Here is a 20,760-nt window from a genome sequence, read left to right on the forward strand (position 1 = left end):
GGATGCCTCGGATCATGCGGGTTTCCCTCCCACGATCCCCTCACAGGTCACCCGGCAAGCCTCCTGTCCCCAGCACCCGACGACCCCCTCGAGCGAGGTCCCGCCTGCTGGCAGAGTGGAGGCATGGAACACAACACGAGCGTGGTGGTCGACGGATGGGACATCTCCCGGTCCGCCGGCCCCACCGTGGATGGTTCCACCCGGTTGAAAGCCGCCGAGGCCCTGGCCCGGTTTGCCGAGGCGGAGAAGTTCAAGGCCGCCGCCATGCTCCATGCCGAAGCCCAACAGGCGGTTCCGTCCCTGTTGGATGATTTGGCCCAGGAACCCGGGATGGGGACGTCGCTGCGTACCGGTCGGATGGCCGAACAGGCCGCCACGGAAAGCGCCGCGCTGGAAGTCGCGCTGGTCTGTGGAATCTCCCCCGGACAAGGGCAGCGCATTCTCGACCAGGCGGAAACCCTGGTCCTACAGACCCCGGAAGTCATCGACTCCCTGGCCTCGGGACGACTGGGGAGCGGCCATGTCCAGAAGATCCTCGAACAAGTGAAGTACATCGTCCCTGAAACGCTCCCGGCATTGCCCCGGGAAGCCGATCAGGCCACCCGGGAGGAATGGGAACGGGAGAAGGCCCGGCTGGACGAGCAGGCCCGGGCCGCACGGCGGGATTTCGGCGCAGACATGCTGGCCACGGCTCCCGGGAAGTCACCTGCACAATTGCGTACCCGGGGCCGGCAGTTGCTGGAGAAGTACTACGGGCTCTCCTATACCAAGCGCTCGCGCACTGCCATGCGGGACCGGCGGATCATGTTCGATGAAGACGCTGACGGGATGTCCTGGTTCTCCGCCTTCCTTCCCACGGCCGGTTGCCACGCCATCTTCTCGAGGATCGATGCCATGGCCAGGGTGCTGAAAGCGGATCCGGCCTCTGCCGCCGATCTGCTGCATCCCGAAGGGAACGGCACCCCCGCCCCTCATAGCGCGGCAGCTTCCGGTCCGGGGACGCCAATGACTGAAGCCACCGATGACCCGACCGAACTGCGGACCGTGGAGCAATTGCGGGCCGATGTGTTCATGGACCTGCTGCTCGAGGGTCCCGCGGGGAAGGGGCTGGCCTCGATCCAGCCCGAAGTCTTTGTCACGATCCCGGCCACGATGCTTCCCGGTCTGCCGGGTGGCCCCACCGCCGAAACCGAAAGCAAGCCCAGCCAAGTCGGTACGGCCGAACTACCGCCCGGGGCAGAAGTTCCCACAGTGCTCGGCGGCGGAGTCGTCGATCAGGAATCCGCCGCACGTTTCATGGCGGCAGCGAAGACCTGGTGGCGGGTCGTCACCGATCCGATGACCGGGGCCATCGTGAAATTCGGACAAAGAAAGTACCGGCCCAGTGCCGCCCAACGCGCGGCCCTGCGCTTCCGGGACGGAGGCTGTTGCACCCCGGGATGCCCTGGCCGGGTGGAGGACTGCGACGTGGACCATGACCGGGAGTGGCAGGAGGGTGGCGGCACTGATCTGGGCAATCTGTATCTCAGGTGCCGACGCTGCCATCGGCTCAAGTCCTGGGGACTGCTCGATTTCGAGGAGGGCGCAGACGGCAGTGTCGTGGCACGAAGCCTCTTCGGTACCCGGCAGGGAAGAACCCCTGCCGCGCCGTGGGCGGTTGGAGACCCTGGACGTGCCGCCACCGTGCCCGTCGAGCCGCAGGCCCAGGCACCGGAATCCCCATCGACCCCCTGGGGCAGGGCGGAAGATGTGCCTGACCCGTCCTGCGAGCACCCGGAGTTCGGCCGGTACGCCAAGACCAGCCAGGCACGCGGCGCTCGCCGTCGACGGCTGAACCGCCAGGCCGGCGGGCCACGTCCCCGGGCGGCCCCCGACGATCGCCCCGTGGATCCGTGGCAGAGTACCTCAACCCAGTCGCGGTCCGGCACGGAGGATATCCCGTTCTGAGGGCCGCCTTTCCGGGAGGTGGTTCCAGCAGCAGACACCGGGTTACTTTTGAGCACCAGTGGCAGGAACTTCGTCGACGATGGAATCGGCGACCTCGTCGGACACGGCTTTGAGGGGCATGAGTAGTCCATGCAGATACAGGTCGAACGGGACGCCGATCACTCGTCGAGTGAACTTGGCAGGATAGACTTCACCGCGGTCCACGCCAGGATCCGGGATCTGTTGCATGGCATTGCCACGGCCAGGGAGGAGGTCTTCGCGCAATGGGGCGATGCCTATCGGAGAACTGGTTCTGCTCAAGGCTTTCGCCCGCTGGCCGCGTCGTCGTCGCTGGTGTTCCGGCCCGGCATCACCCTGAATGGCGCGATGCTCCTGCTGCCGTTGTACTTCCAGGTTCTGCGGGGGACCACTGTGCTCCGAGTGCCCCAGCTGCTGGTTCCCCAGGGTCAGGGCATCCTTGCCAGCCGTATCCTGGCAGGATTCCAGCAGGCGTTCTGGTGGGCGATGGCCTGTGGCACCGCGATAATGCCGGTGTCGGTGTCCCCGCCCGGTCGGCTTCCTGCAGGCCCTGAAGAGGTGCTGAAGGCATGGCCTTCGACTGCTGGGGGAGCCGGGGGAGTGCGGAGACTGTGATTTTTGGTGGTCAGGGTGCCGGGGGGACCGAGGCGAGGCGCGGTTAGCCGGAGGTTGCCTCTCGTTGGGAGGCCCACCGGCGCAGGAGCAGCGCCAGCAGCACGGCCGCTGCGATTCCCACGACGGTGAAGACGACCCGCTCGATGGTCAGCTCGAATCCGCGGTCGACGTCACCGAGGGAAGCGAAGATCAACAGCATGGGCGTCAAGGACAGTGCTTGCATCAGGTAGGCGCCGCCCATGGTGTACCAAACCAGGGTGAACAGGCACAGTACGGCCACGACCACCGCGGCCCATAGTGGCAGGAACAGGACGACCAGCAGGGCAATGATCGCCCCGAGGAAGGTGCCGATCAGCCGGCCGTTGAGCGTCTCGCGCCGCTGGTTGGCCAGAGGACGCAGGGCCATGAGCACGGTCACGGCGATCCAGTAGCCGTGCGGAACCTGATAGGTCAGACTCCAGAACATGACTCCGGCACACAGGATGCCGACGGCCAACCCATGTTCCCAGGCGCTGCGCTGGTCCACAGGGAGGGTCGGTGCCTGGAACTTCAGGAGGCGGGTGATGAAGCAGCCGACCAGCCCACCACCAAGAATCCACAGGCCCGCGGACCACCAGCTCAAATCGATGGGGCCGGGGCCAAAGAGGATCACCATGATCGGAGCGAGGGACAGCAGCCCAGCGGAGCGCTGGTTGGCGATGGCAAAGAGGACTGCGGAGGCGAACATGAGCGCCGCTATGGCCCACGGAGTTGTCCCGGCCCAGGACGCCAAAGCGCCTAAAGCGGCACCCACGACGATCAGGGCCGCGACCTGGCGTGGCCGGCTCACGGGCGTGACCGCCATGCCCAAACCCACGGCCATGCCGAAACCCATGCTCGCCGACGTGCCCGCCAGCACGCTCACCAGCGCGGAAGGGATCAGGATGGCCACGAGGAGCTTGAGCGTGATGGCCAAGGTACCTGGCTGGGGACGGCTGAAAATATTCATGATGTCGTTACCTTTGGATCGGCCGGTGGAAGAAAGGACTGCCAGCCTTCCGAGGAAGGATTGGGTCAAGGAGCCGAGAATACCGGCGCTTCGAGAGTTCCAGTTCGTTCGGGAACGTCATTCTCCTCAGGGGGGATTCTTCTGCGGGAGCCCCGTCCATCTGCTACACCTGTTCTCGTGCCATCTCGTGCCATCTCGTGCCATCTCGTGGTGATTGGTGTCCGAGGGGAAGCTACGGGGTCTTGGGCAGAAGGACTTCCCCTTCCAAACCGTCGGGATCCCGGAAGAACATGCTGAACTGTGTGCCGAAGTCATTGACGGTTCCGTCGCCGGCCCCCGCCTGCACCAGCCGTTCACGGATGGTCTCGAAGGCCTCGGCCGAAGCGGCGGCCAGACCAAAATGATCCAGTCGCCCACGCCCCCACATCGGGGTCTGCCGGTCGGCCTCGGTATTGCCAGCGATGACGAAGACGTTCAATTCAGTCGCCGGTCCGATCCGGATATTGGTCATCGTCTCACCCGGCCCGTGATCCCGGGTTTCGACCACGATGGCGTCGAAGACTGTTTGGTAGAAGCGCCCCAGCCTCTCGACGTCCTTCGAAATGAGCGCTATGTGGTTGATGCCATCGAGCAACATGTCAGGTCCAGCCTTCCCTCGTCGGTCAGATCTCCACAGTGTCCCCGCCGTCGGGTTTGTTCAAGACGACGCCGACGCCGGGCTCTCGCCAGCCCGTCGGTCTTCCCGGCGAGGAAAGGCCACCCGCCATGATTACCGGGAACGACGGGAGATGGTTGCGCCCCGGGAGCAGACTGCCGAGTCAGCCGTGCCTGCACCACGAACGGCATGCCGAACGGCAGTTTTCATGAATCCAAGGGGGATCCAGTAGTCCACGGCTGGTGGCCATGGTCCTATCGTGGCAGGGTGGAGCAACCACGTCGATGGTCCGTCGGGACCGTCGGCCAAAACCACTTCGGGAGCCGAGCATGACCGCTATCCAGATCCAGAACTACGGACCCACCGACCAGGTTGTTGTCGCCGACACCCAGGGCCCGACCGAGGTATCCGAGGGGCACCTTCTTGTCCGGGTGGCCGCCGCGAGCATCAACCAGATCGATACCGGCATTGCGTTGGGGTACATGGCCGAGGACATGCCGTTGGAATTCCCGATCACCCTGGGTACCGACTATTCGGGGATCGTGGAAAAGATCGGGCCCGGGGTGGAGGGCTTCTCAGTAGGTGACCTCGTCATCGGACAGGCCGGGGTGGCCATGGGCGGTTCCGGTAGCTTCGCCGAATATGCCGTGGGTCCGGCAGTGTTCGCAGCCCATGCCCCTAAGTCCTTGCCGCTGGTCGAAGCCGCGGCCCTGCCACTAGTTGGAGCCAGTGCCCTCCAAGCCATCGAATCACTGCGCATCATTCCAGGAATGACGGTGCTGGTCCTCGGGGGAGGGGGCGCCATCGGTAGCCTGGGCGTCCAGCTGGCACAGGCCGTCGGTGCCAAAGTCATCGCCACGGCCGGTCCGGCCGATCATGAAGATGTTCTCGCGCTGGGGGCCTCGGAAGTCCACGACTATGCCGACCAATCATGGTGGGAGGACCTACCCGCCGTCGATGTCATCCTGGATGCGTCCCCGGGGCTGGATCCGGCACCGTACTACGGCCTTCTGCGTTCGGGCGGGACGATGCTCTCACTATCCAGCCAGCATGATGAAGCCACCGCTTCAGCCGCAGGGGTTAGCGCACAGACCCAGCTGAGCGTTCCGGTCACCGACGTACTCGACCAGTTCGTTGCCGCCGTGGACGCGGGCCACGTGATCCTGCACATCGGAATGACCCTCCCATTGGCGCGGGCCGCCGAGGCTTTTGCCGCGGACGAAACGACTCCAGGAAAAACGCTACTCATTGTCGCGGATCTCACTGAGCGTTAGACGGGTAAGGTCGCGGAAAATCACCGTAGACCCGCCGGGGCCGGTTCCTGTTGTTGGAGGGGGTCAGCTGGACTGTTGGCTGGCGCGCGGGGCAAATCCCGCAGGACGGACCATGCGGATTTCTGGCAGCTCGTTGAATGCGGCGGGCAGCCGCTTCCGGGCCCCGTCCGGACGAAAGCCGTGCTTGGCGTAGAAAGCCTGGGCACGCGGGTTCGCCTCCAAGACCCATAAGTACGCAGCAGCATCTGATATACAGGCCTCGAGCAAGTCGGAGCCGAGCCCGCTTCCATGGGTTCCTGCCAGCGTGTAAATGCGATATAGCTCCACCGTGCGGGGTCTTTGCTCGTCGCGTCCGGGGCCCGACTCGACGAACCCGACGACGGAACCGGCGCCATCGTGGGCAAGGAAGTGGGGATCTGTACCGTTGAGGAAGGAGCGGCGACGTTGAACGCGCTCGTTCCGCTCGGCGCCGACGGTGTGGAAAGCGATCCGGGGCATGAGGCTCCGGTAGCTCTCTTCGAGAGCAGCGGCGTGCATGTCCACCAAGGCTTCGGCATCTTCGGGGGTGGATTGGCGGATGCGGTAGATCATCGGTCCAATCTATCGCCGTCGCCCACCGGGGTGCCCGACCCCCCCCCCATCGAGAAAGGCGACGAGCTTCGAGAGGACGACGTCGGCGTCCTCTAGTTCGCATTCCCAGACATCCAGGACACTCCAGCCCAGTTCATGGAGTTCCGAGTGGTTACGTGCATCGCGTTCCCTGTTCGTCTGGAGCTTCCGGGCCCAGAACTCCGCATTGGTTGTTGGTGCGTGCCGTCCGGCTCGACAGCCGTGTTGGTGCCAGAAACAGCCATTGACGAAGACGACCTTCCGTTGCCCGGAAAAGACGAGATCCGGACGTCCCGGGAGCTTTCCTCCGGGTAACCGTACATCCGGGTGGTGACGTCGGGCCTGGGCCTGTGCCACGGCAGAAATCCGCCTGTGCAATCGGAATCTGAACCCGGCGTGGTGGACCAACCGGCGTACAACGAGTTCGGGACGCGTGTTGGTACCTCGGATGCGCGACATCTGAGCGGAGCGCTGCTCGGGGGTCAAACGATCCATGGGAGGGGTCCTGGGACGCGGGTTCTTGTGTGGTTCTGGCCTTATCCTACGTTCAGGCCGGTCTGATCCATGGAGAACAGTTTAACCAGATGACGGTACACGTTGCGGGCGGGAACGCGTTCGAGAAGTGCCCGGCCAGAATCAGCACGTACCTGATAGTGGCCGGCAGCCGAGGCGTTGACGAACGTCGACGGCTGGCCGCCCTGCTGCTCGATTTGCCACACCAACCACGGGCTCTCCCATAATTCCGGGGTGACACCGTCGGGCCTGGCGATATCGGTATCGTTGGCAAGAGCTCGTTGGTCGTAGACGATTCGACTGATGGAAACCGATTCCTGGCGGAACCAGGAGGGGCCGAGACCCAGCCAGGAAGTGACCACGGCCGCGGTCTCGTCTGCGGCAATGTAGTCCAACTGCGCGTGAGACGAGAAAGCTGCCAGCTCGGGATCGGCCTGAAGTTGCTGATGGGCCGAGGGGCCTGCGAGCAACAGGACGCGTTCGTTGGTCCCGAACCAGAGTTGCAGAACTGATGTACGACCCCGCAACTGTGTGGTGATGCGCCAGGACGAGGCATTCTGGCGTAGCGGGGTCGTGCACACCAAGCCCCCGCTGGAGAGCTTTCCCTCCTGGGTAGCCAGCTCCGCGGAGACGAGTTCGCCGATGGCTTCCTGCTGGCCTCGTCGTTCGAAGGCACCCAAGCCACCACTTAGGCTGATCAAGGAGTCACCATCATCAGCGATCCCTGCTTTGGAACGTGGTCCCAGCAGACCGACCAGCCGTTGGGCATCGAGCGACAGCCAAGGGCCTACGCTGCGGTAGGGCTGACGGATGGCCAACCCCGAGAGTTCTTCACGGGGCACACCAGAGCGGCTGGTTGCGGTCGCGTCCAGTCGTGGCTCGCGGTCCGGGATTCTGCTCATGCTGCCACCTTGACCGTGTCGTTGCAGTCGAGGAAAGCGGCGTCAAGACCTGCCAATTGAGCCTCGGTGGAAGTCAACGTGAGATGTGCGGCCAGTCCGTTGATGACGGTGCTGTATTGGATGCAGTGGAGCAGGCCCCCACCCAACCGGTGAACGTACTCAAACCGTCGGCCATCCGGAACCGGCACGTCCCAGGTATCGACATCGATGAGGTGATATTCAGCCAGCATCACCTGGTGGCCGGCCAGGGTTACGGTCGATAGCTTCGCTTGGCTGCCAGCGAATTCTTCGGAGTGGACGACGAAGTTGGGACGAAAAGCCCCCTCCGGTGGTGCGGGGGCAAGCACCACAGCGTCGGTTCCTACCAACGGCTCTGTGGCGGACCACCCGGAGGGTGGGAGTAGCCTCAACGGTCCGGCGTTCAAAGAGCCCATATCAGTGGTGCTCCTTCCGGGAAGATTGATGGTGTCAATGTGGGAATTCATACGGCGTGTTTTGACTCCCGCCATACTGACGGTCGAGGTCCAGCAGCCACTGCGGGCGCCACCGTTTGGGCAGCCACCACGAGAACAACGTTCCGGCCCCACCAACGATCACGATGACCGGCACGGTGAGCAAGAAGCTCCCCATGGGCGACATGTCTACGTGGTAATAGTTGAACCACACGATGTAGCTTCCGGCCACACCTACCCAGAATGAACATACTGCCCACAAAGCGCACGTGAGTAGTCCCCAGTATCGGCCGACGGGCACCATGAAGGGCTGATTCGTGAGGAACCAGGACCAACGGCCCTTATAGGCGCGGTAAGAAAAGAACGCCAGGGTGATGCCAGCGAAGAAACACACGCCGATCTGGAACAGCACCATCATGACCCATTCAGGCATCCAAGGTCTCCTTTCATTTCAGCGCTCAAACCATGGATCATCCAGAAGGCAGCCAAGGGCTTTGCCGAAATACTTACTTCAACGTTTCTGGATCCAGGCTCGAGGATACGCGCGTGGGGCACTAGGAGGGTCCTTGCGGGAACGAATGCCAGCAGTTCGAGAGGGGCCCATCAGGCTCCACTCGCTGTCAATGAAATGTCATCACAGATTTAGTGTATAAGTTTCCAACTTATCTTGCCCTCTTGTTGATGTCGTCCATAGCCTGACTGCATGGAATATAAACACAAGACACCCCCGATAGCGTCGATCCGTCATCTACCCACGGGATGTGCCCAGTGACCGCCCGCCGTTGGGCCGGCCCCTGCGCTTTTCTGGGGGCGGCACTCCTGCTCATCGCCCCGGCGTCTGCTGGTGCCGCGACGGCGGTGACCCCGCTTCCGACCTCAACGATGGCTCTCCCGCAGGTCCCATCACAGAAAACGGAGACCCAAAAGGTCGACCGTGTGGCCACGCCCAAAGCCGACTGGTTCGACTGCGCCGACATCGCCAAAGGTGCCGACTGCGCCAATATTCCGATGCCGTTGGACTACGACAAGCCGGACGGACCAACGACCGACGTCGCCGCATTGAGGCTGGAAGCCACCGGTAGCAAGGACGAAAAGCTGGGAACCTTGTTCCTCAATCCCGGAGGACCGGGCGGCTCCGGCGTACAGATGGCTGCTTCGGCGGATTTCTTCCTCAGTCCCGAACTTCGCCAGCGTTTCGATGTCGTGGGGTTCGACCCCCGTGGAACCAATTTCAGTGACAATGTGGCCTGCTGGGAAAACATGGGGGAGCAATCCGCGGACTTGAGCGGCTTCAACGTCGCCTTCCCGGTCACCAAGTCCGAAAAGAAGGCCTACATCAGCTCCTCCGAGGCGTTCGGCCAGGCCTGCGCGACCACGGGAACCCCGCTTTCTGAATCCATGTCCACTGCCGAGGTGGCCCGGGATATGGATCTGCTTCGGCGCATGGTCGGGGATGAACAGCTCAGCTTCCTGGGTTTCTCCTATGGCAGCTACCTGGGCAATGTCTACGCCAACATGTTCCCCGACCGGGTCCGTGCGGTGGTCATCGACGGTGTACTAGACCCGGAAGGCTGGGCCGGCACGAAGTGGAACAAGGCGCTCCCGCAGACCCAACGCATCAAATCCGGCCAGGGTGCCTCCAAGGCATTGAAGGAAATCCTCAAGCGCTGCAAAACCGCAGGGGAGGACTACTGCCAGCTGGCTGCGGACGGAGACCCTGCCAAGGTCTATCAGGCCATTGTGAAGTCCTTGAAGAAGGAGCCGTTGGTCGTCAGCGCCGAAGGCGAAACCTTCGAGCTCAGTTACGCGATGTTGACGTCATTGATGCTGAATTCCTTATATGCACCCGATGCCGGGGCAACCGTGGATGGATTACTTGCCCAGGTATCCGCGCTGATGGCCGAGCCGGGCGCGCAGGGCAGTGCACTGGCCAAGCGTCAGATTCAGGCACGCAAGGATCTGGCTGCGCGAATCACCGAGGAGGAGCAGGCGGCGGACGAGGCGGCAAAGGCGAAACAACGCATGGGGAAGTCCGCAGGCTGGGCCTTCCCCTACAGCAATGCCCCGGAGGCCTTCCAGTCGGTGTTGTGTACCGATGGGATCAACCCGTACCGAGCCGGGAGCTGGGCGAACTACGCCGACTATGCGCAGATCCTGGCTCCGGACTTCGGGCCGATGTGGACCTGGTCATCCGCCCCGTGCGCGAACTCGACGTGGACCGCTCAGGACGAGGACTCCTACCGGGGGACCTTCGATCATGACACGGCCAACCCGGTCCTCGTCGTGGGCAACTATTGGGACCCGGCTACCAACTACGACGGGGCGGTCAACGCTGCCTCGTCGCTGCCCAAGAGCCGCCTGCTCTCCAGTACCAACTGGGGACACACGGCCTACGGGACGTCGACGTGTGCGACGGGTGCCGTGGATTCCTACCTCCTGACGGGCGAATTGCCGGCCAAGGGCACCGTCTGCGAGGGCGATATCCAGCCGTTCACCGTCCCGCTCGATGAGCAGGACGCACAGAAGAAACGCCGGATGACACCGGACCGTGGACTGCCGCCAGTGGTCCCGCCGATTCCTGGAGCCGTGCCGCGTTCCTAGCTGGACATCACGAAGAACCCCTGGTTTCTTGTCCTCTCGTTGGAGGGATCCAGGGGTTCTTTCGTGGACCGAAGACTTCCGGGCGGAGTCGATTCCACCGGCTTTCCACCGAGATTTTTAGACAAGATGCAAAGTCAGCGCAGGGTTGAGATCAATTATTTACAACCATGACACAAACCCGATTTATGGCACGAGTTCAGTCATGGTGTATTCAATTCGTTTAAATGGTTCGCAAGAACCCGTTATGAAATTGTTGCTTCAGAGGGCGTGACACAGGTCACCCATCCTTGGCAGGGTGGTGGAGGTCAAGGGCTTTGTTCCGGACGTCAGAGTCGACGCCGGGGTCCACGGCCCACTAGCTCCAGAGGAACCACGTTTGCTGAAATTCATTGCCCGAAGATTCGCTTCGTACACAGTCATGTTGTTCCTGGCAACCAGCGGGGTCTACTTCCTGGCGTCCTGGTTCCTGGATCCACGCTCCAACTACATGGCCCTCCGGCCTCAACCCCCTGCAGCATCGATCAACGCCTCGTTGGACTATGCGGGCATCAACGACCAGACACCGATTTTCGAACGGTACTGGAATTGGCTCACCGACATCGTGCTCCACTGGAATTGGGGATACAGCCCGGTGGGGGAGCCCGTCAGCGGGGTCATCTGGGACCGGGCCTGGGTCAGCGTCCAACTGGTCACCATCTCCACGGCGTTGGCCATCATCGTCGGCATCGCCATCGGCGTCCGGGCGGCCATCCGCAAGTACAAGGCCTTCGACCACGTCACGAACTCGGTCAGTGCCGTTTTCCTGGTCATGCCGTCCTTCGTTCTGGCACTACTGGTCGTGCTGATGTATCTGATGCTGCAACAGCGATTTGATCTCCACTGGTTTGCCGTGACCGGTTTGGGGGACGGCACGTTCTTCAGTTACATGCAACACCTGTTCCTCCCCACCCTGGTGTTGACCCTGGTGGGCTACGTGGGCTTCCACCTCACCCAACGCACCTATCTGCTGGACACCATGAACGCTGATTATGTGCGGACCGCCCGGGCCAAAGGCGTCCCGCAGAACGTGGCCATTCGCCGTCATGCCCTGAGGACCTCCATGATCCCCACCGCGTACGGCATCGCGTTTTCGATCACCGGTACGGTGACCGGCGCACTGTTCGTCGAGCAGATCTTCGCCATCCATGGAGCCGGTCTGTACTTCATCGAAAGCCTCTCCAAGAACGACATCAACGGTTCCGTTGCCGTCGCCTTCCTCGGTGGCGTCGCCACCTGCGCGGGACTTCTCCTCGCCGACATATTCGTTGCCTTCCTGGATCCCCGGATCCGGATCTCCTAAGGGGCCCCATGACTACCAACGCGAGCATCGACCTCTCCAACCAGGACAGCGAAGTCCGGACCACGGTCAAGCGCACCTCGAAGCACCGGCTGATCCTGCGTCGCTTCTGCCGCAATAAGCAGGCAGTCATCGGCGTGGCCATCGTGCTGCTGATGATCATCTACGCGGTCTTCGCCAAATATCTGACGGAGTGGGACTACGACGAACCCGATTTCCTGAATCTCAAGCAACCGCCGAGCGCCGAACACTGGCTCGGCACCGACATCGTCGGTGGAGACCTGTTCGTCCTCTCGGCCCGGGGGCTGGGACGATCCCTGATGATCGGTTTCATCGCTTCGATCGGCATCACCGTCATCGCGGCATTCGTCGGGGCGGCCATCGCCTACGTCGAAGGATGGTTCGAAACGGTAGGGACCTGGATCCTCGACATGCTCCTGGTCGTGCCCACGTTCTTCCTGCTGGCCATCATGGTCTCCAAGTCCTCGGGAACCAGCGGCTGGATCTGGCTGACGTTCGCGTTGATGCTCTTCGGCTGGATCGGTTACGCCCGGGTGCTTCGCTCCATTGCCCAATCACTCCGCGACCGTGAATATGTCGCCGCCGCCCGCTACATGGGGGTGAAGCCGCTGACCGTTCTCTGGCGGCACATGATCCCCAACCTGGGTTCGATCCTGATCATCCACACCGTGCTCGGTGTCGTCTATGCGGTTGAAGCGGAGACAGGCCTGTCCTTCATCGGTTTCGGGATCACCCCTCCGGACACCTCCCTCGGCGTGCTGATCAAATCAGGATCGGCGACCCTGATGACCGCCCCGTGGATGTTCCTGACCCCTGCGCTGCTGCTGCTCGCGCTGTGTTACAGCATGACCAAGATCGGGGATGGCCTACGGGACGCCCTGGACCCCTCATCGGAATCCGGAGGCAAGGCATGACCATGACCCACCCCGCAGAACTGGGCGATACGCGGGAATCCGCCACGGAACCCGTGCTTTCCGTCAGGGACCTGACGGTCAGCTACGGCAGCGAAGCCGGGCCGGTGAGGGCGGTCCGAGGGGTCTCCTTCGACCTGCTGCCCGGCCGGACACTGGCCATCGCCGGCGAATCGGGGTCGGGAAAGTCGGCCGCCTCGCTGGCCATCATGGGGCTGCTCCCGGACTCGGCCGTCGTCGGCGGATCCGTCCGGCTCGATGAGCGTGAACTGCTCCGGCTCAACGACCGCGAGATGTCCTCGGTGCGTGGCCTTGAAATGAGCATGATCTTCCAGGATCCCTTGTCGGCGCTGACCCCGGTCTTCACCATCGGCCAGCAGATCGCCGAAGCCCTGGATACGCATCAGGACCTCAGCCGCGGGCAGGTCGTGAAGCGTTCCATGGAACTGTTGGACTTGGTGGGGATCTCCGATCCCGCAGCGCGGCTGAAGGCCTACCCGCATCAATTTTCCGGAGGCATGCGGCAGCGGGTGATGATTGCCATCGCCATCGCCAACGACCCCAAGGTCCTCATCGCCGATGAGCCGACCACGGCGTTGGATGTCACCATCCAAGCCCAGGTGCTTGATGTCCTGAAACTTGCCCAGCGTGAGACCGGAGCCGGCGTCGTCATGATCACGCACGACCTGGGTGTCGTGGCCAACGTGGCTGACGACGTCATGGTCATGTATGCCGGCAAACCAGTGGAACACGGAACCGTCGACAGCGTGTTCGATGCTCCACAAATGCCCTACACCATGGGCTTGCTCGCCGCCGTTCCCCGTCCGGACCGCAGCACCTCGGGCCCGCTGGTCCCGATCGAGGGGAACCCGCCCTCGCCGGTGATCCTTCCTCCCGGCTGCCCGTTCGCGGAGCGGTGCCCCATTGCCGTGGACCAATGCACGGAGGCCGAACCGGCGCTGGTTACCCATGGTGGTCCCAACGCGCACGATGCCGCCTGCATCCGCGCCGATGAAATCGTCGAACAGGGGCTCAAATACACCGACGTCTACCCGATTCCGGAACTTCCGCCACGCGAGGCCAATGTCGCTCGCGCAGAGCGCGCGACCGTGCTGGAAGTCAAGGATCTCAAACGTCATTTCGAGCTCTCCAGCGGGATGCTCCGCCGCAAGACCGGCACCGTCCGCGCCGTGGACGGGGTCACTCTGGATATCCGGCAAGGCGAAACCCTGGCGCTGGTGGGGGAGTCCGGCTGCGGGAAGACCAGTACGTTGCTGGAGATCATGCAGCTGAAGCAACCCATGAACGGACGCATCGTCCTGATGGGGCGGGACGTCTCCGAACTCGGCGCCCATCAGCGGCGCAAGCTGCGGTCGGATCTGCAGATCGTCTTCCAGGACCCCATGGCCGCCCTCGACCCCCGCATGCCCGTCTACGACGTCATCGCCGAACCGCTGAAGGCACAGGGCTGGACCAAAAAGGCCATCAATGAGCGGCTCGGTATCCTCATGGACCTGGTGGGGCTCAACCCGGATCATGTGGACCGCTTCCCGGAGCAGTTCTCCGGTGGACAACGACAACGCATCGGTATCGCCCGTGCCCTGGCCATCGAACCGTCCCTCGTGGTCCTGGACGAGCCGGTCTCCGCGTTGGACGTCTCCATCCAAGCCGGGGTCATCAACCTGCTCGAATCCTTGCAGGCCAGGCTCGGGGTCTCCTTCCTGTTCGTGGCCCACGACCTTTCGGTGGTCCGCCACGTCGCTGATCGCGTCGCGGTGATGTACCTCGGCCGGATCGTGGAGATCGGTGACGTCGAGAGCATCTACACCCGGCCGCGCCACCCCTATACGGCGGCTTTGCTGTCCGCGGCACCGATCCCCGACCCGCAGGTGGAACGCCAACGCCAACGCATCATGCTCAGCGGTGAGCTTCCCAGCCCCACCGAACGGATTTCCGGATGCCGCTTCCGGACCAGATGTCCCACCTACAAGATGCTTCCGGAAGCCGACCGCGCGGTATGCGAGGCCGAGGAACCGGATCTAGTGAAAGAGGGGGAAACGGACCAGCAACGCGCATGCCATTTTCCGATGGAAATCAAATGATGACCGGGACCACCCGGTCCCCAGCCGAATGGGAGTTTCGACTATGAAAATGAATAAGATCCTGGCGGTCGCCGCGACGGCTTCCGTCTTCGCGCTCTCCGCTTGTGGTGGCGCGAATAATGGCGACGGCAGCGATGGCGCTGATCAGTCGGCGGCGAAGCAGCCGGCCGCCGGTGTCGCCCCCAACACCGATCCGCTACCACAGCCCGAGGTCGGGCAGCTCTATAACAACCCGCAGGACCGCGACGACGTCAAGGATGGCGGGACACTGACCCTGCCGATCGGCGAGATCCCCCCGAACTTCAACGGGTTCAACATCGACGGCAACTCCGTCTATGTCAGCGACATCGATAATTGGACCTCCCCGACCCTGTGGAACTTCACCGAAAGCGGGGAAGCCAGCCCCGATGAGGACTACCTGCTCTCGGCCGAGCTGGTCAGTGAAGATCCCGAGACCGTCAAGTACGTGTTGAATCCGGATGCGAAGTGGAACAACGGGGACCAGATCACCTGGAAGGCCTTCGAAACCACGTGGAAGACCCAGAGCGGGAAAACTGATAAATACAACCCCGCAGCCACGGATGGCTACGAGAACATCGAGAGCGTGAAGAAGGGCGAGGACGAGAAGGAAGCCATCGTCACCTTCAAGAAGTCGTTCTACCCCTATGAAACGCTCTTCGGAGACCTGGAACATCCGAAGAACCTGGACGCAAAGTTCTATAAGACCGGCTGGGTCAACGATCCACATAACGAATTGCGGGCCGGCCCCTTCATGATCGATGAGCACTCCAAAACGGAGCTGACCCTGGTGCCCAACCCGAAATGGTGGGGTGAGAAGCCGAAGCTGGACAAGGTCGTCTATAAGCAGATGGAATCCTCGGCTTCCATCAACGCCTTCCAGAACGGCGAGATCGACGCCACCGGCATTGGCACCGCCGACCGCCTGGCGCAGATCAAGGACATGGATGATGTGCAGCTCCGTCGTGGCTTCGACAGCTCCGTCGCCGTCTACACGTTCGGGCAGGACAGCCCGCTGTTCGAGAACGATTACGCCCGTAAGGCCTTCTCGCTCTCGACCGACCGCAAACAGCTCCAGGAAATCGCCTATAAGGGAATGGACTGGGAAGAGCCGCTTCCGGGCTCGGAAGTGCTCTACCCCTGGATGCCGACCTACGTGGACAACCTGGACGGCTTCGAATACGACGTCGACGCCGCCAAGCAGCTCATGGAGGACAACGGCTGGGCCATGAACGACGACGGATACTACGCCAAGGACGGCAAGGTCGCGGAATTCAAATACGTGAACTTCGGCGATGACCCCATCTCCGATGCGCGGGCCCGTGCCCAGCAGTCGATGTCCAAGAAGGCCGGGCTGAAGATGGAGATCGACAACAAGAAGAGCGCCGACTTCTCCGAGACCCTCTCCAGTGGTGCCTTCGACGTGGTGATCATGCGCTGGAGCCAGGGTGACCCCTACGGCTACGCCTGGGCCTGCCAGCTCTACTGCTCGGATTCCGAAAGCAACTTCTCCGGCGTGGGCGATGACGAAGTCGACGAAATGATGAAGAAGGTCACCACGGTGGCCGATCAGGACGAAGCGCTGAAGCTCGCCAGCAAGGCGGAAACGAAGGCCTTGGAACACTTCGGGACCCTGCCGCTGAGCAATGGGCCTGATATGTCAGCCGTGAAGAAGGGACTGGCCAACTTCGGTCCTTCGGGATGGAAGGTTGAAGAACCGGAAAACGTCGGCTGGGAGAAGTAGGTCCAGCTAGCAGATTCCTGTGGCCGATCCCCTCCTCGGGGATCGGCCACACCTCATTAAACCGACGGTCGTCCAAGGGGACCCGCCTGCATGACCGCGGAAGGCTACCGGGGCGCGTTCGCCTCGAGCCGGTCGATGACCGGTTTCAGTGCGAACAGCACCAGGGAGGCGATCACGGCAGCCACCAGCGCGGTCAACGTAGAGGTCACCACGAGGGAGAACAAACCGGTCAAGACCGCCAGCCCGGCCAGCAGGGACAAGGCTTCCCGGGCCACCCGAAGATCCCGGGGAAGGAACGACCTCAGAACGAACTCCACGAATTCAACGGCCACCAGCCACGCCAGGAGGAAGCCGATCAAAATCACGGCGCCCCAGGCCAACACACCGGGTTTGAAATCGCCCAACCCGGGAATGGCCACGGCGGCACCGAGACCGACGGCCAGCGGGACCGCAACCAACAGCACGCTGCCGGCCAGCAACAGGGCCAAAACAGCGATGCCGCCGAGGCCCAACGGTTCAGGGTTCCGGTCCCGCGGTAAGCCTGTCATGGGGGATACGCTGCCACGTCGAAGGGCTCGTACCAAGACACCGGGCCGCAGGTCAGGCCAAGGATTGGAGTCCGAGGCACCGCTCCGGCCGTCGGGGTGTTCCCGAGGGCCGGACAACGGTGGAGACTGGAGGTCGAGGTAGCCACCACGAAACCGGGGAAATTGTGAACGAAATCCAGCAGATGTCAGCCACCGCCCTGGTGGGTGCCATCCGCCGTCGGGACGCTTCAGCCCGGGAAGCGGTGCAATCCCAGTTGGACCGCATTACCGCAGTGAATCCGGTGGTCAACGCCGTGGTCACCCTGGCACCAGAAGAAGCCTTGGATCGCGCAGATGCGGCCGACCGGCTGACGCTCTCCGGGGCCGACCTGCCGCCGTTGCATGGACTGCCGATGACCCATAAGGACACCCACGACGTGGCCGGGATGCGCAGCACTCAGGGTTCTCCGCTGTTTGCCGAGCACGTTCCCGACATCGACGCTCCCATCGTGGCACGGTTGCACACCGCCGGGGTGATCTCCACAGGCAAGAGCAACGTCCCCGAATTTGCCGCGGGCTCGCATACCTTCAACCCGGTCTTCGGGACGACAACGAACCCCTACGACCCCACACTCAGTGCCGGAGGATCTTCCGGTGGGGTGGCCGCAGCCCTCGCCGCCTGCATCCAACCCCTGGGTGATGGATCCGATATGGGAGGCTCGCTACGCATTCCTGCATCGTTCTGCCACGTCGTCGGATTCCGTCCCTCCCACGGGGTGATCCCGATGCCCGCCGTCGACAACGATTGGGCGTGGCTCTCGCGCACCGGACCGATGGCGAGAACCGTGGAGGACATTGCCCTGTTCATGGCGGCCACCGCTGGCCCCTCCGAACGCGTCCTGCCCTCGGCACCGCTGACTGGGGCTTCCTTTGCCGGGATCTTCGAGGGCCCCGGGGGAGCGGGACCAGCCGGCGGGCCCGGCGATCTGCGCGGGGTGCGGATCGGGTGGAGCCCCGACTTCGGGCTCGACGTCCCGGTACAGGCCGAGGTCCTGGACGTACTGCACAGCCAATTACGCCACTTCGAAGAGGCCGGTGCGATCATCGAGGAGGCGTCCCTCGACTTCACCGGGGCCGACCTGGTGTTCGAACGCACCCGGGCCACCGATTTCGCCGCAGGGTTGGGCCCGCTGGTGGAAAGCCACCGCGACCGGATCAAACCGGAGGTCTGCTGGAACGTCGACGCCGGGTGGTCGCTGACCGCCACCGAGCTCATCGCAGCCACGGCCGCGAGAACCCGCCTGGCCGCGGCCACCCGCGACTTCTTTTTCCGCTACGATCTCTTCCTCAGCCCTGCCGCCCAGGTCCTGCCCTTCGACGCGAGAGAGCGCTATCCCGGGGCAATCAATGGAACCGCAGCGACGTCGTACCTGGACTGGATGCGCTCGGCCTCCCTGCTCTCGGCCACCGGACTGCCCGTCCTGGCGCTCCCGGCAGGATTGAGCGGCTCCGGACTCCCGGTGGGCTTCCAACTGGCAACGAACCACTACCGCGATGTCGAGCTGCTGCGTTACGCCCGGGCCTTTGAAGCCCGGGCGGGCTGCGGCGGACAGCGACCGGACCTGGTTCCCGGAACCGGCCAGGCGCACCGGCCGGTGGTCACCGTGGGTCCCGGACAGGGATGACGGGCCGCCGTTCTTCCCCCCCCTGGTGGGGAATACGATGGAAGGGCGATCTCACGTTTCCCCACTGTCAGGCGTCTACAGGGTGATGAAGAATAAACAGGCCTTCGAAACCGTCGTTGAACGGCATGGCAGAACCGTGCTGCGCGTGTGCCGTGCCGTCCTGGGCCCCGGAGCCGATGCCGACGACGCCTGGTCCGAGACATTCCTGGCCGCCCTGCAGGCCTGGCCCGGAGTCGACGCCGAGACGAACATGCAGGCCTGGCTGGTCACCGTCGCCCACCGCAAGGCCCTCGACGTGACCCGTGCCCGCGCCCGTCAGGCACTTCCTGCCGCATACCTGCCCGAACAGACCTCCCCGTGGGGCACCCCGGGGACGGGCGAACCGGAACTCTGGGCCGCGGTGGGGCAACTCCCCACCCGTCAACGACTCGCGGTGGCCTACTACTATCTCGGCGGCCTGAGGCACACCGAAACTGCGGAGCTGATCGGCGGTACCGCCGAGGCCGTGCGTCGTGCCGCCGCCGACGGACTGAACACCCTGCGCCGGACCTACGGGGCCGACGCCTTCCGGGAAGGAACCCTGAGATGAACACCGAAATCCCCGCTGAAACGGCGCACCTGGCCTCCCTGCGGGCGGAGCTGGCCGAACGGGCCGAGAAAGCCGAGCTGCTCGACGTCGCCTACCGGAGGGTCGACAGCCCCGTGGGACCGCTGCTGCTGGCTGCCACCGCGCGGGGACTGGTGCGGGTCGCGTTCGAACGGGAGGACTTCGACGCCGTGGTCGACTCCCTGGCAACACGACTGGGCAGCCGCATCCTGAGTGGCACGGCCCGGCTCGATGACGCGGCCCGCGAGGTCGAGGAGTACTTCAGCGGGAACCGCCGGCACTTCGACCTGGAGTTGGACCGGTCGCTCTCAGCCGGCTTCCGGCTCGAGGTCCAGCGCTACCTCCCGCGGATCGACTACGGCCGGACGCTGAGCTACGCCCAGGTCGCCGACTCGGTGGGCAATCCGCAAGCGGTACGGGCCGTGGGCTCGGCCTGTGCCAGAAACCCGCTGCCGATCGTCGTCCCATGCCACCGGGTGGTGCGCACCGACGGCTCACTGGGCGGATACATCGGTGGGCTGGAGGCCAAGAAGGCCTTGCTGGGTCTGGAAGCTGCCGCATGAGCGGGGAGGCGCTGTTCGGCGACGACCTCTTGCATCGGCCGCGCCGCGAGCTGGCCCCCGGGGCCATCTGGGTGCCCGGCTGGCTACGGCTGGACCAGCAACGGTGGATCGTGGACCGTTTCCACGAGTGGGTCAACGGTCCGGTGCCGATCCGTTCGGCCCGGGTCGGCGGACACGAGATGAGCGTGAAAACCGTTTGCCTGGGCTGGCATTGGCGTCCCTATGAATACACGCGCGAGGCCGTGGACGTCAACGGCAACCGGGTGCTGGACGTTCCCGACTGGCTGGTGAGGTTGGGGCGCAAGGCCGTGGTCGAGGCCACCGGCGATCCCCGGGCCGGGGAGGCCTACACCCCGGATACCGCCCTGGTGAACCACTACGACGACGCCGCGCACATGGGCATGCACCAGGACCGGGACGAACGCTCCCGGGCGCCGGTGGTCTCGTTGTCCATCGGGGATACCTGCCGTTTCCGTTTCGGGAACACCGAGCACCGGAACAAACCGTATGAGGATATCGACCTGGTCTCCGGGGACCTCTTCGTCTTCGGCGGGCCCTCCCGGCTGGCCTACCACGGGGTGACCAGGATGCGCCCGGGGACCGCCCCGGCCGGCTGCGGGGTGGAGACCGGGCGCATCAACATCACGCTGCGCGAAACCGGGTTGGGCTAGC

The 20,760-nt window shown here is 63.7% G+C and carries 20 protein-coding genes; 12 read left to right on the forward strand and 8 right to left on the reverse strand.

Annotated elements, in window-relative coordinates; all coding sequences use genetic code 11:
• Positions 1 to 123: 123 nt before the first annotated feature.
• Complete coding sequence (locus AC3ZI9_RS04500) at positions 124 to 1,947, forward strand: HNH endonuclease (RefSeq protein WP_489923877.1); 1,824 nt, start codon at positions 124 to 126, stop codon at positions 1,945 to 1,947.
• A gap of 129 nt (positions 1,948 to 2,076) precedes the next feature.
• Positions 2,077 to 2,580: a hypothetical protein gene (locus AC3ZI9_RS04505; protein ID WP_489923878.1), complete on the forward strand. Its 504-nt coding sequence runs from the start codon at positions 2,077 to 2,079 to the stop codon at positions 2,578 to 2,580.
• Positions 2,581 to 2,623: 43 nt separating this feature from the next.
• On the opposite strand, the gene AC3ZI9_RS04510 is transcribed toward AC3ZI9_RS04505, so the two are convergent.
• Both AC3ZI9_RS04510 and AC3ZI9_RS04515 read right to left on the reverse strand, forming a co-directional pair.
• The gene (locus AC3ZI9_RS04510) at positions 2,624 to 3,568 is read right to left on the reverse strand and encodes an FUSC family protein (RefSeq protein WP_489923879.1); all 945 of its coding nucleotides are present in this window, start codon (positions 3,566 to 3,568) and stop codon (positions 2,624 to 2,626) included.
• A gap of 232 nt (positions 3,569 to 3,800) precedes the next feature.
• Positions 3,801 to 4,205: a VOC family protein gene (locus AC3ZI9_RS04515; RefSeq protein WP_489923880.1), complete on the reverse strand. Its 405-nt coding sequence runs from the start codon at positions 4,203 to 4,205 to the stop codon at positions 3,801 to 3,803.
• Positions 4,206 to 4,552: 347 nt separating this feature from the next.
• Here AC3ZI9_RS04515 and AC3ZI9_RS04520 point away from each other — a divergent pair, with 347 nt between their 5' ends.
• Positions 4,553 to 5,497: an NADP-dependent oxidoreductase gene (locus AC3ZI9_RS04520; protein WP_489923881.1), complete on the forward strand. Its 945-nt coding sequence runs from the start codon at positions 4,553 to 4,555 to the stop codon at positions 5,495 to 5,497.
• A gap of 63 nt (positions 5,498 to 5,560) precedes the next feature.
• Here the strand turns inward: AC3ZI9_RS04520 and AC3ZI9_RS04525 are convergent, their stop codons facing one another.
• The 5 genes from AC3ZI9_RS04525 to AC3ZI9_RS04545 all read right to left on the reverse strand — a co-directional run bounded on the left by AC3ZI9_RS04525 (position 5,561) and on the right by AC3ZI9_RS04545 (position 8,406).
• Complete coding sequence (locus AC3ZI9_RS04525; protein WP_489923882.1) at positions 5,561 to 6,088, reverse strand: GNAT family N-acetyltransferase; 528 nt, start codon at positions 6,086 to 6,088, stop codon at positions 5,561 to 5,563.
• 9 nt (positions 6,089 to 6,097) lie between these two features.
• On the reverse strand, positions 6,098 to 6,601 hold the full coding sequence (locus AC3ZI9_RS04530; RefSeq protein ID WP_489923883.1) for a very short patch repair endonuclease: 504 nt from the start codon (positions 6,599 to 6,601) through the stop codon (positions 6,098 to 6,100).
• A 41-nt stretch (positions 6,602 to 6,642) separates the two neighbouring features.
• The gene (locus tag AC3ZI9_RS04535; RefSeq protein ID WP_489923884.1) at positions 6,643 to 7,521 is read right to left on the reverse strand and encodes a hypothetical protein; all 879 of its coding nucleotides are present in this window, start codon (positions 7,519 to 7,521) and stop codon (positions 6,643 to 6,645) included.
• The gene (locus AC3ZI9_RS04540) at positions 7,518 to 7,868 is read right to left on the reverse strand and encodes a hypothetical protein (protein WP_489923885.1); all 351 of its coding nucleotides are present in this window, start codon (positions 7,866 to 7,868) and stop codon (positions 7,518 to 7,520) included. Before AC3ZI9_RS04540 ends, AC3ZI9_RS04535 begins: the two co-directional genes overlap by 4 nt.
• A 121-nt stretch (positions 7,869 to 7,989) precedes the next feature.
• A complete protein-coding gene (locus tag AC3ZI9_RS04545) occupies positions 7,990 to 8,406 on the reverse strand; it encodes a hypothetical protein (protein ID WP_444566957.1) in 417 nt (138 codons plus the stop codon).
• 503 nt (positions 8,407 to 8,909) lie between these two features.
• Here AC3ZI9_RS04545 and AC3ZI9_RS04550 point away from each other — a divergent pair.
• The 5 genes from AC3ZI9_RS04550 to AC3ZI9_RS04570 all read left to right on the forward strand — a co-directional run bounded on the left by AC3ZI9_RS04550 (position 8,910) and on the right by AC3ZI9_RS04570 (position 16,706).
• Positions 8,910 to 10,574 carry an alpha/beta hydrolase gene (locus AC3ZI9_RS04550; RefSeq protein WP_489923886.1) on the forward strand — a complete coding sequence of 555 codons (1,665 nt, stop codon included), beginning with the start codon at positions 8,910 to 8,912 and terminating at the stop codon, positions 10,572 to 10,574.
• A gap of 418 nt (positions 10,575 to 10,992) precedes the next feature.
• Positions 10,993 to 11,913: an ABC transporter permease gene (locus AC3ZI9_RS04555; RefSeq protein ID WP_489923887.1), complete on the forward strand. Its 921-nt coding sequence runs from the start codon at positions 10,993 to 10,995 to the stop codon at positions 11,911 to 11,913.
• 8 nt (positions 11,914 to 11,921) lie between these two features.
• Positions 11,922 to 12,845, forward strand: a complete 924-nt coding sequence (locus AC3ZI9_RS04560) for an ABC transporter permease (protein ID WP_444566960.1) — start codon at positions 11,922 to 11,924, stop codon at positions 12,843 to 12,845.
• Positions 12,842 to 14,944, forward strand: a complete 2,103-nt coding sequence (locus AC3ZI9_RS04565) for a dipeptide ABC transporter ATP-binding protein (protein WP_489923888.1) — start codon at positions 12,842 to 12,844, stop codon at positions 14,942 to 14,944. Before AC3ZI9_RS04560 ends, AC3ZI9_RS04565 begins: the two co-directional genes overlap by 4 nt.
• Positions 14,945 to 14,993: 49 nt before the next feature.
• The gene (locus AC3ZI9_RS04570) at positions 14,994 to 16,706 is read left to right on the forward strand and encodes an ABC transporter family substrate-binding protein (RefSeq protein ID WP_444566962.1); all 1,713 of its coding nucleotides are present in this window, start codon (positions 14,994 to 14,996) and stop codon (positions 16,704 to 16,706) included.
• A 104-nt stretch (positions 16,707 to 16,810) separates the two neighbouring features.
• Here the strand turns inward: AC3ZI9_RS04570 and AC3ZI9_RS04575 are convergent, their stop codons facing one another.
• Positions 16,811 to 17,254, reverse strand: a complete 444-nt coding sequence (locus AC3ZI9_RS04575; RefSeq protein WP_489923889.1) for a hypothetical protein — start codon at positions 17,252 to 17,254, stop codon at positions 16,811 to 16,813.
• 182 nt (positions 17,255 to 17,436) lie between these two features.
• On the opposite strand from AC3ZI9_RS04575, the gene AC3ZI9_RS04580 reads away from it, so the two are divergent.
• The 4 genes from AC3ZI9_RS04580 (at position 17,437) to AC3ZI9_RS04595 (ending at position 20,759) form a co-directional block, all read left to right on the forward strand.
• Positions 17,437 to 18,918: an amidase gene (locus tag AC3ZI9_RS04580; RefSeq protein WP_489923890.1), complete on the forward strand. Its 1,482-nt coding sequence runs from the start codon at positions 17,437 to 17,439 to the stop codon at positions 18,916 to 18,918.
• A gap of 85 nt (positions 18,919 to 19,003) precedes the next feature.
• Entirely contained in the window at positions 19,004 to 19,507 is a 504-nt protein-coding gene (locus AC3ZI9_RS04585) for an RNA polymerase sigma factor (RefSeq protein ID WP_489923891.1), read from the forward strand.
• Positions 19,504 to 20,088: a methylated-DNA--[protein]-cysteine S-methyltransferase gene (locus AC3ZI9_RS04590; RefSeq protein WP_444566966.1), complete on the forward strand. Its 585-nt coding sequence runs from the start codon at positions 19,504 to 19,506 to the stop codon at positions 20,086 to 20,088. Before AC3ZI9_RS04585 ends, AC3ZI9_RS04590 begins: the two co-directional genes overlap by 4 nt.
• Entirely contained in the window at positions 20,085 to 20,759 is a 675-nt protein-coding gene (locus AC3ZI9_RS04595; RefSeq protein ID WP_489923892.1) for an alpha-ketoglutarate-dependent dioxygenase AlkB family protein, read from the forward strand. Before AC3ZI9_RS04590 ends, AC3ZI9_RS04595 begins: the two co-directional genes overlap by 4 nt.
• Position 20,760 lies beyond the last annotated feature (1 nt).

The sequence above is a fragment of the Arthrobacter sp. AOP36-F1-5 genome (assembly GCF_058137995.1).